Raw genomic sequence first — 16,931 nt, 5'->3', positions numbered from 1 at the left:
CTTCACCCCAATCATCTATCCCACCTTAGGCGGCTGGCTCCAAAAGGTTACCTCACCGACTTTGGGTGTTACAAACTCTCGTGGTGTGACGGGCGGTGTGTACAAGGCCCGGGAACGTATTCACCGTGGCATGCTGATCCACGATTACTAGCGATTCCGGCTTCATGTAGGCGAGTTGCAGCCTACAATCCGAACTGAGAACAGCTTTAAGAGATTAGCTAAACCTCGCGGTCTCGCAACTCATTGTACTGTCCATTGTAGCACGTGTGTAGCCCAGGTCATAAGGGGCATGATGATTTGACGTCATCCCCACCTTCCTCCGGTTTGTCACCGGCAGTCTCGCTAGAGTGCCCAACTGAATGATGGCAACTAACAATAAGGGTTGCGCTCGTTGCGGGACTTAACCCAACATCTCACGACACGAGCTGACGACAACCATGCACCACCTGTCACTTTGTCCCCGAAGGGAAAGCTCTATCTCTAGAGTGGTCAAAGGATGTCAAGACCTGGTAAGGTTCTTCGCGTTGCTTCGAATTAAACCACATGCTCCACCGCTTGTGCGGGCCCCCGTCAATTCCTTTGAGTTTCAGCCTTGCGGCCGTACTCCCCAGGCGGAGTGCTTAATGCGTTAACTGCAGCACTGAAGGGCGGAAACCCTCCAACACTTAGCACTCATCGTTTACGGCGTGGACTACCAGGGTATCTAATCCTGTTTGCTCCCCACGCTTTCGAGCCTCAGCGTCAGTTACAGACCAGAGAGTCGCCTTCGCCACTGGTGTTCCTCCATATATCTACGCATTTCACCGCTACACATGGAATTCCACTCTCCTCTTCTGCACTCAAGTCCTCCAGTTTCCAATGACCTTCCTCGGTTGAGCCGAGGGCTTTCACATCAGACTTAAAAGACCGCCTGCGCTCGCTTTACGCCCAATAAATCCGGACAACGCTTGCCACCTACGTATTACCGCGGCTGCTGGCACGTAGTTAGCCGTGGCTTTCTGGTTAGATACCGTCAAGGTGATAACAGTTACTCTATCACTTATTCTTCTCTAACAACAGAGTTTTACGATCCGAAAACCTTCTTCACTCACGCGGCGTTGCTCGGTCAGACTTCCGTCCATTGCCGAAGATTCCCTACTGCTGCCTCCCGTAGGAGTCTGGGCCGTGTCTCAGTCCCAGTGTGGCCGATCACCCTCTCAGGTCGGCTATGCATCATGGTCTTGGTAGGCCATTACCCCACCAACTAACTAATGCACCGCGGGCCCATCCATCAGTGACACTTAAAGCGTCTTTTATGATTCCACCATGCGGTAAAATCAATTATGCGGTATTAGCACCTGTTTCCAAGTGTTATCCCCCTCTGATGGGCAGGTTGCCCACGTGTTACTCACCCGTCCGCCACTCATTTCTTTTCGGTGGAGCAAGCTCCGGTGAAAAGAAATGCGTTCGACTTGCATGTATTAGGCACGCCGCCAGCGTTCGTCCTGAGCCAGGATCAAACTCTCAATAAAAAGTTGATAACATCTTACGATGTTTAAGCTCATTTGTTTAAAACTTGCTAGCGAATTGTATTCACTAAATATGGTTTGTTTCTACATAGTAGAAACGCCCTACACATTTGGTTTGTCTTACTTTGTTCAGTTTTCAAAGGTCTAAACTGTGTTGCCGTAACAACTTTTATATCATACCAACTTGTTCTCTTATTGTCAACAAGTTTTTAAGATTTTTTTGAGAAAATTCTCAAAATCGGGAAGACAGGATTCGAACCTGCGACCCCTTGGTCCCAAACCAAGTGCTCTACCAAGCTGAGCTACTTCCCGTATTAAAATCTAACGCGCCCAAGAGGAGTCGAACCCCTAACCTTCTGATCCGTAGTCAGACACTCTATCCAGTTGAGCTATGGGCGCTATTTTGATGCCGAGGACCGGAATCGAACCGGTACGGTGATCACTCACCGCAGGATTTTAAGTCCTGTGCGTCTGCCAGTTCCGCCACCCCGGCTAGAACTTATGAAAGCGGAAGACGGGGTTCGAACCCGCGACCCCCACCTTGGCAAGGTGATGTTCTACCACTGAACTACTTCCGCTTATAGATGCCGGCTAAAGGACTTGAACCCTCGACCCTCTGATTACAAATCAGATGCTCTACCAACTGAGCTAAGCCGGCATGTTCTATCAACACGATGTTTATCACAATAAAAAAGACTATAAATCGTATTATGGCTTAATATAGTAATGACCCGTACTGGGCTCGAACCAGTGACCCTCTGATTAAAAGTCAGATGCTCTACCAACTGAGCTAACGAGTCTAAAACTTATGGAGGTTAACGGGATCGAACCGCTGACCCCCTGCTTGTAAGGCAGGTGCTCTCCCAGCTGAGCTAAACCTCCATCACTAAAAATATAAGCACGGCAACGTCCTACTCTCACAAAGGGAAACCCTTCACTACCCTCGGCGCTAAGAAGCTTAACTTCTGTGTTCGGCATGGTTACAGGTGTATCCTTCTTGCCATCGTCACCGCACTTATATATTATTGAGTAATTGCTCACTCAAAACTGGATGTTAAAGTTATCTATCATCATAATTGTCCACCGCTTATTTTGGTTAAGTCCTCGACCGATTAGTACTAGTCCGCTCCATACATCACTGTACTTCCACTCCTAGCCTATCTACCTGATCATCTTTCAGGGGTCTTACTTCCTTAAAGGAATGGGAAATCTCATCTTGAGGGGGGCTTCACGCTTAGATGCTTTCAGCGTTTATCCCGTCCATACATAGCTACCCAGCAATGCCCTTGGCAGAACAACTGGTACACCAGAGGTATGTCCATCCCGGTCCTCTCGTACTAAGGACAGCTCCTCTCAAATTTCCAACGCCCGCGACGGATAGGGACCGAACTGTCTCACGACGTTCTGAACCCAGCTCGCGTGCCGCTTTAATGGGCGAACAGCCCAACCCTTGGGACCGACTACAGCCCCAGGATGCGACGAGCCGACATCGAGGTGCCAAACCTCCCCGTCGATGTGAACTCTTGGGGGAGATAAGCCTGTTATCCCCAGGGTAGCTTTTATCCGTTGAGCGATGGCCCTTCCATGCGGAACCACCGGATCACTAAGCCCGACTTTCGTCCCTGCTCGAGTTGTAGCTCTCGCAGTCAAGCTCCCTTCTGCCTTTGCACTCTACGAATGATTTCCAACCATTCTGAGGGAACCTTTGGGCGCCTCCGTTACCTTTTGGGAGGCGACCGCCCCAGTCAAACTGTCCATCTGACACTGTCTCCCACCACGATTAGTGGTGCGGGTTAGAATGGTCATAACACAAGGGTAGTATCCCACCAGCGCCTCCATCGAAACTAGCGTTCCGACTTCTACGGCTCCTACCTATCCTGTACATGTGTCACAAACATTCAATATCAAACTACAGTAAAGCTCCATGGGGTCTTTCCGTCCTGTCGCGGGTAACCTGCATCTTCACAGGTACTAAAATTTCACCGAGTCTCTCGTTGAGACAGTGCCCAAATCGTTACGCCTTTCGTGCGGGTCGGAACTTACCCGACAAGGAATTTCGCTACCTTAGGACCGTTATAGTTACGGCCGCCGTTTACTGGGGCTTCAATTTTGAGCTTCGCTATTGCTAACCCATCCTCTTAACCTTCCAGCACCGGGCAGGCGTCAGCCCCTATACGTCATCTTTCGATTTTGCAGAGACCTGTGTTTTTGATAAACAGTCGCTTGGGCCTATTCACTGCGGCTGAACTTGCGTTCAGCACCCCTTCTCCCGAAGTTACGGGGTCATTTTGCCGAGTTCCTTAACGAGAGTTCTCTCGCTCACCTTAGGATTCTCTCCTCGACTACCTGTGTCGGTTTGCGGTACGGGTCATTTGTTTCTAACTAGAAGCTTTTCTTGACAGTGTGACATTGAGACTTCGGTACTTTATTTCCCTACTCATCACAACTTGTCCTTAGAGATAAAAGCATTTGACTCTTATCAAGACTTGTTGCTTGAACGTGCACTTCCAGTCGCACGATCTCATAGCCTCCTGTGTCCCTCCATTGTTCAAACAAAACAAACGAGTACAGGAATCTCAACCTGTTATCCATCGCCTACGCCTATCGGCCTCAGCTTAGGTCCCGACTAACCCTGGGAGGACGAGCCTTCCCCAGGAAACCTTAGTCATTCGGTGGACAGGATTCTCACCTGTCTTTCGCTACTCATACCGGCATTCTCACTTCTAAGCGCTCCACCAGTCCTTACGATCCAGCTTCAACGCCCTTAGAACGCTCTCCTACCATAGAACCAAAGGTTCTATCCACAGCTTCGGTAACATGTTTAGCCCCGGTACATTTTCGGCGCAAGGGCACTCGACTAGTGAGCTATTACGCACTCTTTAAATGGTGGCTGCTTCTAAGCCAACATCCTAGTTGTTTGTGCACCCTCACATCCTTTTCCACTTAACATGTATTTTGGGACCTTAGCTGGTGGTCTGGGCTGTTTCCCTTTCGACAATGGATCTTATCACTCACTGTCTGACTCCCGGATATAAATGAATGGCATTCGGAGTTTATCTGAATTCGGTAACCCAAGACGGGCCCCTAGTCCAAACAGTGCTCTACCTCCATCATTCTCAAATCCGAGGCTAGCCCTAAAGCTATTTCGGAGAGAACCAGCTATCTCCAAGTTCGTTTGGAATTTCTCCGCTACCCACACCTCATCCCCGCACTTTTCAACGTACGTGGGTTCGGTCCTCCAGTGCGTTTTACCACACCTTCAACCTGGACATGGGTAGGTCACATGGTTTCGGGTCTACGACAACATACTCATTCGCCCTATTCAGACTCGCTTTCGCTACGGCTCCGCTTCTTCAGCTTAACCTCGCATGCTATCGTAACTCGCCGGTTCATTCTGCAAAAGGCACGCTATCACCCATTAACGGGCTCTAACTTCTTGTAGGCACACGGTTTCAGGTTCTATTTCACTCCCCTTCCGGGGTGCTTTTCACCTTTCCCTCACGGTACTGGTTCACTATCGGTCACTAGAGAGTATTTAGCCTTGGGAGATGGTCCTCCCGGATTCCGACGGAATTTCTCGTGTTCCGCCGTACTCAGGATACTCATAGGTGTGTTGTCAATTTCGTCTACGGGGCTTTTACCCGCTACGGCTGACCTTTCCAAGTCGATTCGACTATCCACAACAGCTACCACAGCTGAGTCCTACAACCCCAACAAGCAAGCTTGTTGGTTTGGGCTGTTTCCGTTTCGCTCGCCGCTACTAAGGAAATCGATTTTTCTTTCTCTTCCTGCAGGTACTTAGATGTTTCAGTTCTCTGCGTCTACCTTCTAATAGCTATGTATTCACTATTAGATAATATCCTATAAAAGATATTGGGTTCCCCCATTCGGAAATCTCCGGATCATAGCATACTTACTGCTCCCCGAAGCATATCGGTGTTAGTCCCGTCCTTCATCGGCTTCTAGTGCCAAGGCATCCACCGTACGCCCTTATTCACTTAACCTTTTCTAACCTGACGGTTAGCTTGTTTTTTAATTAATGACTAACTAGCGATAGATAATCATTAATACATTTCACAGTTCTTTTTAAAGAAACTGTTCAACGCGGTGTTCTCGGTTTATGTTGATGTCTAACTTCAACTATCCAGTTTTCAATGAACAATTCGTTTGAGAGTAGACCTCTCAAAACTGAACAAAGTAAAGACAAAATGTGTTTTCCGTAATTATCCTTAGAAAGGAGGTGATCCAGCCGCACCTTCCGATACGGCTACCTTGTTACGACTTCACCCCAATCATCTATCCCACCTTAGGCGGCTGGCTCCAAAAGGTTACCTCACCGACTTTGGGTGTTACAAACTCTCGTGGTGTGACGGGCGGTGTGTACAAGGCCCGGGAACGTATTCACCGTGGCATGCTGATCCACGATTACTAGCGATTCCGGCTTCATGTAGGCGAGTTGCAGCCTACAATCCGAACTGAGAACAGCTTTAAGAGATTAGCTAAACCTCGCGGTCTCGCAACTCATTGTACTGTCCATTGTAGCACGTGTGTAGCCCAGGTCATAAGGGGCATGATGATTTGACGTCATCCCCACCTTCCTCCGGTTTGTCACCGGCAGTCTCGCTAGAGTGCCCAACTGAATGATGGCAACTAACAATAAGGGTTGCGCTCGTTGCGGGACTTAACCCAACATCTCACGACACGAGCTGACGACAACCATGCACCACCTGTCACTTTGTCCCCGAAGGGAAAGCTCTATCTCTAGAGTGGTCAAAGGATGTCAAGACCTGGTAAGGTTCTTCGCGTTGCTTCGAATTAAACCACATGCTCCACCGCTTGTGCGGGCCCCCGTCAATTCCTTTGAGTTTCAGCCTTGCGGCCGTACTCCCCAGGCGGAGTGCTTAATGCGTTAACTGCAGCACTGAAGGGCGGAAACCCTCCAACACTTAGCACTCATCGTTTACGGCGTGGACTACCAGGGTATCTAATCCTGTTTGCTCCCCACGCTTTCGAGCCTCAGCGTCAGTTACAGACCAGAGAGTCGCCTTCGCCACTGGTGTTCCTCCATATATCTACGCATTTCACCGCTACACATGGAATTCCACTCTCCTCTTCTGCACTCAAGTCCTCCAGTTTCCAATGACCTTCCTCGGTTGAGCCGAGGGCTTTCACATCAGACTTAAAAGACCGCCTGCGCTCGCTTTACGCCCAATAAATCCGGACAACGCTTGCCACCTACGTATTACCGCGGCTGCTGGCACGTAGTTAGCCGTGGCTTTCTGGTTAGATACCGTCAAGGTGATAACAGTTACTCTATCACTTATTCTTCTCTAACAACAGAGTTTTACGATCCGAAAACCTTCTTCACTCACGCGGCGTTGCTCGGTCAGACTTCCGTCCATTGCCGAAGATTCCCTACTGCTGCCTCCCGTAGGAGTCTGGGCCGTGTCTCAGTCCCAGTGTGGCCGATCACCCTCTCAGGTCGGCTATGCATCATGGTCTTGGTAGGCCATTACCCCACCAACTAACTAATGCACCGCGGGCCCATCCATCAGTGACACTTAAAGCGTCTTTTATGATTCCACCATGCGGTAAAATCAATTATGCGGTATTAGCACCTGTTTCCAAGTGTTATCCCCCTCTGATGGGCAGGTTGCCCACGTGTTACTCACCCGTCCGCCACTCATTTCTTTTCGGTGGAGCAAGCTCCGGTGAAAAGAAATGCGTTCGACTTGCATGTATTAGGCACGCCGCCAGCGTTCGTCCTGAGCCAGGATCAAACTCTCAATAAAAAGTTGATAACATCTTACGATGTTTAAGCTCATTTGTTTAAAACTTGCTAGCGAATTGTATTCACTAAATATGGTTTGTTTCTACATAGTAGAAACGCCCTACACATTTGATTTGTCTTACTTTGTTCAGTTTTCAAAGGTCTAAACTTCGTTGCCGTAACAACTTTTATATCATACCAAGTTAACAAGTGTCTGTCAAGATTTTTTTAAAATTATTTTTTGGAATTTTCTGATAATTTAACAGTCAACAAAAAAATAAAAATATTCACTTCTAAGAACAAAACTTTCAAACTTGTGTCTCAAGGACATGTATTAATATAACAAGTTTATTCGATATCGTCAACCTTTTTTTAAAACTTTTTTTCACAGACTTTACAATTATATTACGATCGTTTATTCGTTAAATATAAGGTTTTAATTCAGTCCCCTAACTCTTTTTACTAGATACACCTACTACAATGCGAACATTCATCGTAAAACCTAAAGTAAATCTCTCAAAACAAATAAAAAAAAGTGAAGAAAATCTTCACTTTTTTATCTCATTGTTGGAAATAGTAGCACATCTCTAATTGATTGTGAGTTTGTAAGCAGCATAACTAAACGGTCTATTCCTATTCCTAAACCGCCAGTTGGAGGCATTCCATACTCTAATGCTTCGATAAAGTCTTCATCTATTCCATGAGCTTCATCATTTCCTAAATCTTTTTCTTTCATTTGCGCTTCAAATCGTTCTCTTTGATCGATTGGATCATTTAACTCGGTAAAGGCATTTCCATATTCTTTTCCTACGATAAATACTTCAAAACGATCTGTAAATCGGTCATCTTCTGGATTTTTCTTAGCAAGTGGAGAAATTGAAACCGGATGGCCATAGATAAAGGTTGGTTGAATCAACGTATCTTCAACAAACTCTTCAAAAAATTCATTAATCACATGGCCATAATCCATATGTTCTTCTATAGTAACATTATGTTTTTTAGCGATTGTTCTTGCTTCTTCGTCTGATGTTACATTCCAGAAATCAACACCTGTTACTTCTTTAATCGCATCAACCATATGAATTCTCTTCCATGGTCCTTCTAAGTTAACATTAACATCACCGTATTGGATTTGTAATGTTCCTAATACTTTTTGAGCGACTGTTGTAATGATACCTTCTGTTAAATCCATAATATCTTTATAATCAGTATAAGCTGTATATACTTCTAACATGGTGAATTCTGGATTGTGTGTCGCATCGATTCCTTCATTTCGGAATACACGACCAATTTCATATACTTTTTCCATTCCACCAACGATTAATCGTTTTAAATGTAATTCAAGCGCAATGCGTAAATATAATTCCATATTTAATGCGTTATGATGTGTAATAAATGGTCTTGCTGCTGCTCCACCTGCCATATTATGTAGGGTTGGTGTTTCAACTTCTAAATAACCATGGTCATTTAAGTAATTACGCACTTCGCGGATAATTTCACTACGTTTAACAAATTTGTCAAAGCTATCACGATTACTAATTAAATCTAAATAGCGTTGACGGTATTTTTGCTCAACGTTTGTTAAACCGTGATATTTATCCGGTAACGGTCTAAGAGCTTTTGTCAAGAATGTAAAGTCAGTTGGCTTGATTGTCATCTCACCCATATCAGTTTTCATCACTTGTCCAGTTACTCCAACAAAATCACCTAAGTCAGCTTGTTTAAATAGTTCATAGGCTTCTTCACCAATCGCATCTTTACGAACGTAAATCTGTACTTGCCCTTCTCTATCCTGTAAATGAGCAAACCCTACTTTACCTTTACCACGTTTTGTCATGATACGACCAGCAATTGTCGCTGTTAGGTTTAACTCTTGTAATTCTTCTTTAGTTTTATCATCATATTTTTCATGCAATTCTTTTGCATTGGTTGTACGCTCAAAACGTGTTCCAAATGGGTCTAATCCCTTGTCACGCAACTCCGCCATTTTTTCTCGTCTAACGATGAGTTGATCATTCATTTCTTGATGCTCTTGATTATCTTTTGACACGTTACTTCCTCCTATACATTATTTGCCATTCTACTCTCTCCTATAATGCCATAAATAGCAAAAAAAAGGCAAGTTAATTTGCCTTTTTTATCCGACTAATCCTTTTTCTTTTACAACTAATACATACTCATCCAAAATCTGATTCATTTCTTCTTGAGTTGTCGCTTTATTAACGGCTAGTCGTGTTTTGGTTGCACGTGGGGCGCCTTTTAAATAATACGCGGCATGTTGACGGAATTCTAAACAGCCAATTTTTTCACCTTTCAAACGAATTAAACGGTCTAAATGAAGTTTAGCTGTCTCGATTTTTTCAGCTGGGTGTGGCTCTTCTAACAACTCACCTGTTTCTAGATAATGCTGTGTGCGATAAATCATCCATGGATTACCTAACGCAGCTCGCCCAATCATTACGCCATCACATCCAACATAATCAAGCATGCGTTTTGCATCTTCTGGGGTTCTCACATCACCATTCCCCATAAATGGAATGGTTAAATGCTTTTTAACTTCCCTTAGTACATCCCAGTTAGCTCTTCCTTCATACATCTGCACGCGTGTTCGACCATGCATCGCCACTGCACTCGCACCGGCTTTTTCAGCAGCTAATGCATTTTCAACAGCATACACATGTTCTTCATCCCAACCAATACGTTGTTTCACTGTCACCGGAATACTCACAGCACTCGCCACAGCTTCTACCATTTCATATACTTTGTTTGGATCAAGTAACCATCTAGCACCTGCTTCAGCTTTGATGACTTTATTTACTGGACATCCCATATTGATATCAATCATATCTGCGGTCGTGTATTCTTCGACAAATTTAGCGGCTTCAACTAAGTTTTCTTTATTACCACCAAATATTTGTAAACTAAGCGGGTGTTCTGTTTCATCAATATAAAGCATTTCTAGCGTTTTTTTATTACGCTGTTGAATGCCTTTATCACTAATCATCTCACATACCACAAGCCCTGCACCAAACTCTTTGACTGTTACACGAAAAGCCGAGTTACTTACTCCGGCCATCGGTGCCACAACCACTCGATTAGGAATCTCGACGTTTCCTATTTTCCACATCGGGTTTCCTCCTCTTAAGACTGCATAGCCTCGTCTCTTAATACTGATAACTCTTCTGCTGTATAATGATATTTTTCATTACAAAAATGACAGACAGCTTCTGCTCCATTGTCTTCTTCTATCATATTGGTTAATTCATCGACTCCTAAGGTAATTAGGGCTGAAGAAAAACGTTCTTTAGAGCAATCACATTGAAACTCGACTGGCATCGTATCTAAAATTTCGACGTTTTCTTTACCTAATAAACGATAAAGAATTTCTTCAGGTGTTTCACCTTGATCTAATAAATTAGACACTTGCGGAATATCTGCTAAACGTTTTTCAATTTCAACAAGTGTTTCTTCTGAAGCAAAAGGCATGACTTGAATCATAAATCCACCTGCCGCTTTTACAACGTCATCATTTTCATTATCAACTAATACACTTAACCCGACTGCTGAAGGAACTTGTTCTGATGTTGCTAAATAATATGTAAAGTCTTCAGCTAGTTCACCTGAAACTAATGGAACTTGTCCTGTAAACGGCTCTCTTAATCCTAAATCTTTTACCACACTTAGAGATCCATTTGTTCCCACTCCACCACGCACATCAATTTTTCCTAATGCATTGGCCGGTAAATTAACTTGTGGGTTTTTAACGTATCCCTTTACATGTCCTTTTGCATCAGCATCAATGACAATAGCACCGATTGGACCATCCCCTTGAATACGAACAGTTAATTTTTCGTCACCTTTATGCATTGAACCTAACATCAAGGCTCCTGTTAAAGAACGACCTAGTGCCGCTGTTGACGTGCGCCATGTATCATGACGTTGTTGTGCTTCAGCAACTAACTCTGTTGTGCGAGTTGCCATCGCACGAATTTCTCCATTAAAACATAAAGCTTTAACTAAATAATCTGTTGTTTGTTTACTCACTTATCGTGCCTACTTTCTTTCTTTATTATTCCCAATTAAAAAGTGGGCTATACTTTCGTATATCCCACTTATCATAACGTATTTTATTCAATCTTAAAACTATTTTTACTCAGATTTATCTTCTTTCACAGCTTCTTCATCTTCTTTAATCGATTGTGATAATTCTTTGTCGCGCTCATTTAAAGAATGCTCTGCTTCTCTTTCTTCTTGAAACTCGGCTTTTTGTTTTTCTGCGTCTTTTTTCTCTAACGCTTCTTTAACTTCTTCAAAAGAACCATCTTTTTCACTTGGGTACTCTTCTGGTTTATCATCACTTGGCATTTTACCGTCTTCAAATAATGATTTAATTTGTTTCGCATCAAGTGTTTCGTATTTAAGAAGTGACTCTGCGATTAATTTATGTTCATCGCGGTGTGCTTCAATGATTTCAACTGCTTTTTGATGAGCACGAGTTAAGATATTTCTTACCTCTTCATCAATTTGGAAGGCGATTTGTTCTGAATAAGTTTTTGTTTGACCATAATCACGGCCAACAAATACTTGATGGTTTCCTTCATATTGTACAGGACCTAATGAATCGCTCATACCATATTCAGTCACCATTGAACGAGCTAAGTTGGTTGCTTGTTCAAAGTCATTACTTGCTCCAGTAGATTTTACACCAAAGATAATTTCTTCAGCAACACGTCCACCCAGCAACCCAACAATTTGTTCAAACATTTCGTTTTGAGTCATTAAGAAACGATCTTCTTTAGGTAAAGCAATCATATATCCGCCAGCACGCCCACGTGGAACGATTGTTACTTTATGGACAATTCTTGCATCGCTTAACACTAATCCACAGATTGTATGTCCTGCTTCGTGGTAAGCAACCATTGAACGTTCTTTTTTACTAATCATGCGGTCTTTCTTAGCAGGACCTGCAATCACTCTATCTTGTGCTTCATCAATATCTGATGCGTCAATTTTCTTTTTGTTACGTCTAGCAGCTACAAGAGCAGCTTCGTTTAACACGTTTTCTAAATCTGCACCGGCAAACCCTGGTGTCTGTTGTGCAACAACTTTTAAGTCAACATCATTTGCCAATGGTTTGTTACGAGAATGTACACGTAAAATTTGTTCACGACCTTTAACATCTGGTGTTCCAACGAGAACTTGTCTGTCAAAACGTCCGGGACGAAGTAAGGCCGGATCTAATACATCTGAACGGTTCGTTGCGGCAATTACGATAACTCCTTCATTACCATTGAAACCATCCATTTCAACAAGTAATTGGTTAAGGGTTTGTTCACGTTCATCGTGTCCTCCACCCATACCGGCACCACGTTGACGTCCAACTGCATCAATCTCATCAATAAAGATAATGGCTGGGGCAGATTTTTTCGCTGTTTCAAACAAGTCACGTACACGACTTGCCCCAACACCGACAAACATTTCAACAAAGTCTGAACCTGAAATTGAGAAGAATGGTACACCAGCTTCTCCGGCAACAGCTTTTGCTAGTAATGTTTTACCAGTTCCGGGAGGCCCTTCAAGTAACACACCAGCAGGAATTCTCGCTCCAAGTTCCACGAAACGACGTGGGTCTTTTAAGAATTCAACCACTTCAACTAACTCTTGTTTTTCTTCTTCAGCACCTGCTACGTCAGAGAAACGAACGTTGATTGCTTTTTTATCCGCTTCTTTTGTTTTTGTTTTACCAAAGTTCATGACACGGCCGTTTCCACCGCCTTGACCGCCTTGTCCCATCATCATATAGAACAGAAACACCATTAGTAATACTGGTAAGAAACTAAACAATAGTGATACCCAAACACTGTTGTTAGACTGCTCTTTAACAACAAATTTGGTTCCTGATTCACTCGCTGTTTCACTGATATTTGAAATCGTTGCGTCATTCGGTAAGACAGAGGTTGTAAATCGTTTTGATTTTACTTTTGTTTTACCAAATACTGGCAAGCCACCTGAATCGGTGATCTTTTGTTCTTCACGATACTCACCTGTAATTTTGTAAACGCCATTTGATGGCTGTACGGTAAAATCTTTGACTTGATCATCTTTTAATTGTTGATAGAACGTTGAATAATTTATAGTAGGAGATTGGTCGCCGCCTTGCCCAAAGAAGAAGTATACTATTGTAATCATTGATAGAAATACAATAATATAATACAGCGAGTTACGCATCCCTGAATTCTTTTTATTCATACATGTCCTCCTTCTCTATATTAAGTTTTTAGTTTGTAATCATTCCTAAGAAATCATTGTAACATTAAACGTTCGAAAAATTAAGCATTTTCGTATATTTCCGGTTTAAGTACGCCAATATACGGTAGATTACGATAATCTTCTGCATAATCTAAACCATATCCGACAACAAACTCATTTGGCACTTCAAAACCAACATAATCAGCAGCCATATCGACGACGCGTCCTTCTGGTTTATCAAGCATTGTCACGATTTTTACTGATGCTGCCTTACGGTGTTTTAGTAAATCAACTAAGTACTTCAATGTACGGCCACTATCAATAATATCTTCCACTAAGATAATATGACGGCCCTCAACCACTGTACTTAAGTCTTTTAGAATACGAACTTCCCCTGAAGAGACTGTTGCATTTCCATAACTTGATACATCCATGAAATCCATTTCCATATGAATTGGCATCGCACGAACTAAATCAGATAAAAACGGTACAGCGCCTTTTAAAATACCAACGACTAAAGGAAATTTATCTTGGTATTCACGACTAATTTCTTCACCTAAAACGGCAACACGTTCTTGTATTTGTTGTTCTGAATAAAATGTTTTTTCGATATCTTTTTCTAACATTGGGTTCTCCTTCCAAACTTACTCATCTTCTTGATACAAGTAGACAAGCTTATACTGTATTTTATCAGTTTCGTACTCAATACTCAAATAACTTTCTCTAAATGGTAAAAGCCACAGAAGACACCCTTTTTCATCGAAAACAAGCCAACTTAAATCACGTAATTTGATGGGTATTTTCTCATCAATAAAATAACGTGATACTTTCTTAGTCTGACCTTTACGATTATATACGAATCTGTCTCCAGCTTCACGTTTTCTGACTCGAATTGAATGATTTTTACCACATGTGTAAATCATCTCTTTATACTGCCAAGATTTTAACTCTTCTGGCAATGTTTCTTTCCCTACTTCAAACATTCCTAGCCACTGAGTATCAGATAAAAATGCCCCTTGATTTTTTTCAAGATAAATTTTTTGATGTTTTACTGTGTTATGACTTTTTTTAGAGACTGTTATACTATCATAAGTTTTTTCAATGAGCCAATTATTCGGTAATTGACCGGTTAAGTTTGGTTTATCATTTTGAATCATGCCTACTATCTGATTCACGTGTTCATAACCGACAGATAGTTTAGTTTTCTCTTGAACATCTGTTAATAAATATCGAATTACTTCAGATTGTATCGCTAAATTGTGTCTTTTTAACGAAAGATAATCTAAATGCCATGTATTATTTTGATAAGTTATCAAAGTGTCGATTAACGGTTTTAAAAGTGACTCTATAACTACCGCTTGCTGATTAACTTCTTTAGCAAGACGCACAATACTCTCGCCTATATTAGGATTTTCATTCTCTAACATAGGGCGCACATAATGTCGTATACGATTACGTAAATAATCATCGGAAAAATTACTACCATCTTCATAATACGGTATGTTTTCGTTTGCTGCGTATACATACAGTTCTTTTTTAGAAAAACTTAATAACGGTCGCATCACTTGATACTTATTTCCCAAGGCTCGACTTGTTGCGATACCACTTAACGTCTTAAGTTGATTCCCTTGGATTAAACGCATTAACACAGTTTCAATATGATCATCTTTATGATGCGCTGTTAACAACATCTGACTATTCGTTTCTTGCATCACGTCTTCGAAAAAATGATAGCGAAATTCACGTGCTTCTTGTTCGACATTTTTTTTAATAGTCAACCCACTATCCCATACGCCTATATAAATAGGCAATCCACATTCTTTAGAATATTGAGCAACAAATTCTTGTTCTTCAAGCGATTCTTTTCTTAATTGATGATTAATATGTGCAACATGAATCGTTGGACGCATGTTTTCTGGTAATTGACACAGTAAATGCAACAACACCATAGAATCTACACCACCTGAAACGCCCACAACGATGCGTGTATCAGGCGTCAAATGATAGTCTGCCTTCATTATTTGTTGAAATCTCTGGTACAAAAGACTCTCCTCCTACTTTATCGCATAAAAAAAGGATAAGAGCCACCTCTTATCCTCTATCTATTAGTTACGACGTCCGCCGCGTCCGCCGCGTTTTCCTTCAGTACTACGTTTAAGTGTGCTTAATCTATCATCACTATCTTTTAAGAAATTACTCATCAATGAGTCAAAACTTTCTTTTTGTGGAGTAGCTACCGCTGCAGGTTTACGATTATTTTTACCACGATCATTACCGCGATTATTGTTACGATCGGATTGGTAGTTATTTGATGAACGTTTGTATTCTTTGCGCTCACGTTGTGCCGGACGTTCTTCTTCATTTGCCCGTTTAATGGATAATCCTATTTTTCCATCATCACCAACACTCATTACTTTTACTTCGACTTCATCATTCACTTTTAGGACATCTTTGATATCTTTAACAAAACTGTTTGATACCTCACTGATATGTACTAAACCTGTTTTCCCTTCACCTAAATCTACAAACGCTCCAAAATTAGTAATACCTGACACTTTACCAGATAACTTTGTCCCCACTTCGATTGACATAAAAAAAATTTTCCTCCTTGAATCCTCTTAATATATTATTTTTATTAATCTTTTAAGTTGCCGCTAACTTTTAATTTGCACCACTTAATGCTGGGATGCTATACACTTGTTCGCCTTCTTTTGAGTAAAAATATTTTGCACGAGCGACTTTTTCAACATACTCAGGATCTTTCAACAATTTAACTTCGTTTTCTAAATCCTTTTTCTCTGACTTCACTTTTGCGTACTCTTTTTTTACTTCGGTATGATTTTGTTGTAATGACAACAAATGTTGCCCATTACGAAATAGATTAATTCCCATAAACGTAAATAAACAAAACGCTAACACAAACATAAGAGTTAAACGACGACGCTTATAAATCATTTTTTTTTGTTCACGCTGAGACTTTCCCATATCAGAAGGAGCTATTTCTTCACTTATCTCTAAACTTAATAATGGTTTTTGTTCACTCATGATACGCTAAACTCCATTTCTGTGTATACTTGTGTTTATTATACCAACTCACTGCATCAATGTCTAATACTTATCGTTAGTTTTTAGTCTTGATTTTTGATTTCACTGATAATTTCATATAAATTTTTTGCTTCATCTTTTTTGGTTGTGTCTTTTAAGTCTAACACTTTAACCTCTAATGTTTTGTTACCAAACATAATTGTAATCACGTCGCCAACCTTTACAGAAGTAGACGATTTCGCTAATTTATGATTGACCTGAATCCGTCCTTTATCTGCTATTTCTTTTGCGATTGTTCGACGTTTAATTATTCTAGAAATTTTCAAAAATTTATCTAATCTCATATTATCACTCCAATT

8 protein-coding genes, 7 tRNA genes, 4 rRNA genes and 1 pseudogene (1 of these 20 only partly in view) are annotated in these 16,931 nt (G+C 41.8%); all 20 read right to left on the bottom strand.

Annotated elements, in window-relative coordinates:
* Positions 1-1,511 (bottom strand): 16S ribosomal RNA (locus BHY08_RS00500); it reaches 48 nt to the left of the window's first position.
* Between the two features lie 235 nt (positions 1,512-1,746).
* Positions 1,747-1,820, bottom strand: a tRNA-Pro gene (locus BHY08_RS00495).
* 13 nt (positions 1,821-1,833) lie between these two features.
* Positions 1,834-1,907, bottom strand: a tRNA-Arg gene (locus BHY08_RS00490).
* Positions 1,908-1,915: 8 nt separating this feature from the next.
* A tRNA-Leu gene (locus tag BHY08_RS00485) sits at positions 1,916-2,001 on the bottom strand.
* Between the two features lie 13 nt (positions 2,002-2,014).
* A tRNA-Gly gene (locus tag BHY08_RS00480) sits at positions 2,015-2,086 on the bottom strand.
* 7 nt (positions 2,087-2,093) lie between these two features.
* Positions 2,094-2,166 (bottom strand) — tRNA-Thr (locus BHY08_RS00475).
* 69 nt (positions 2,167-2,235) lie between these two features.
* Positions 2,236-2,308, bottom strand: a tRNA-Lys gene (locus BHY08_RS00470).
* A gap of 9 nt (positions 2,309-2,317) precedes the next feature.
* Positions 2,318-2,390: transfer RNA gene (locus BHY08_RS00465), tRNA-Val, on the bottom strand.
* 16 nt (positions 2,391-2,406) lie between these two features.
* Positions 2,407-2,522: ribosomal RNA gene (rrf, locus tag BHY08_RS00460) — 5S ribosomal RNA — on the bottom strand.
* Between the two features lie 78 nt (positions 2,523-2,600).
* Positions 2,601-5,512 (bottom strand): 23S ribosomal RNA (locus tag BHY08_RS00455).
* Between the two features lie 229 nt (positions 5,513-5,741).
* Positions 5,742-7,300 (bottom strand): 16S ribosomal RNA (locus BHY08_RS00450).
* Together the 16S, 23S and 5S rRNA genes with 7 tRNA genes alongside form the textbook arrangement of a ribosomal RNA operon.
* A 534-nt stretch (positions 7,301-7,834) precedes the next feature.
* Complete coding sequence (gene lysS / locus BHY08_RS00445; RefSeq protein ID WP_211267919.1) at positions 7,835-9,298, bottom strand: lysine--tRNA ligase; 1,464 nt, start codon at positions 9,296-9,298, stop codon at positions 7,835-7,837.
* A 117-nt stretch (positions 9,299-9,415) separates the two neighbouring features.
* A complete protein-coding gene (gene dusB, locus BHY08_RS00440; RefSeq protein WP_071456011.1) occupies positions 9,416-10,405 on the bottom strand; it encodes a tRNA dihydrouridine synthase DusB in 990 nt (329 codons plus the stop codon).
* A 14-nt stretch (positions 10,406-10,419) separates the two neighbouring features.
* Positions 10,420-11,322: an Hsp33 family molecular chaperone HslO gene (gene hslO, locus BHY08_RS00435; protein WP_084657138.1), complete on the bottom strand. Its 903-nt coding sequence runs from the start codon at positions 11,320-11,322 to the stop codon at positions 10,420-10,422.
* A gap of 222 nt (positions 11,323-11,544) precedes the next feature.
* Positions 11,545-13,527, bottom strand: a pseudogene (gene ftsH / locus BHY08_RS00430) (ATP-dependent zinc metalloprotease FtsH); the annotation flags it as partial.
* An 80-nt stretch (positions 13,528-13,607) separates the two neighbouring features.
* Complete coding sequence (gene hpt, locus BHY08_RS00425) at positions 13,608-14,153, bottom strand: hypoxanthine phosphoribosyltransferase (RefSeq protein WP_071456009.1); 546 nt, start codon at positions 14,151-14,153, stop codon at positions 13,608-13,610.
* An 18-nt stretch (positions 14,154-14,171) separates the two neighbouring features.
* The gene (gene tilS / locus BHY08_RS00420) at positions 14,172-15,569 is read right to left on the bottom strand and encodes a tRNA lysidine(34) synthetase TilS (protein ID WP_157093610.1); all 1,398 of its coding nucleotides are present in this window, start codon (positions 15,567-15,569) and stop codon (positions 14,172-14,174) included.
* A 63-nt stretch (positions 15,570-15,632) separates the two neighbouring features.
* A complete protein-coding gene (locus BHY08_RS00415) occupies positions 15,633-16,118 on the bottom strand; it encodes a S1 domain-containing RNA-binding protein (protein WP_071456007.1) in 486 nt (161 codons plus the stop codon).
* Positions 16,119-16,188: 70 nt separating this feature from the next.
* Positions 16,189-16,572, bottom strand: coding sequence for an FtsB family cell division protein (locus BHY08_RS00410; RefSeq protein WP_071456006.1), 384 nt, complete (start codon positions 16,570-16,572; stop codon positions 16,189-16,191).
* Positions 16,573-16,655: 83 nt separating this feature from the next.
* Complete coding sequence (locus BHY08_RS00405) at positions 16,656-16,916, bottom strand: RNA-binding S4 domain-containing protein (protein ID WP_071456005.1); 261 nt, start codon at positions 16,914-16,916, stop codon at positions 16,656-16,658.
* Positions 16,917-16,931 lie beyond the last annotated feature (15 nt).

The sequence above is a fragment of the Vagococcus teuberi genome (genome assembly GCF_001870205.1).
GTDB lineage: Bacteria > Bacillota > Bacilli > Lactobacillales > Vagococcaceae > Vagococcus > Vagococcus teuberi.
This window is presented reverse-complemented; position numbering and strand designations above follow the sequence as displayed.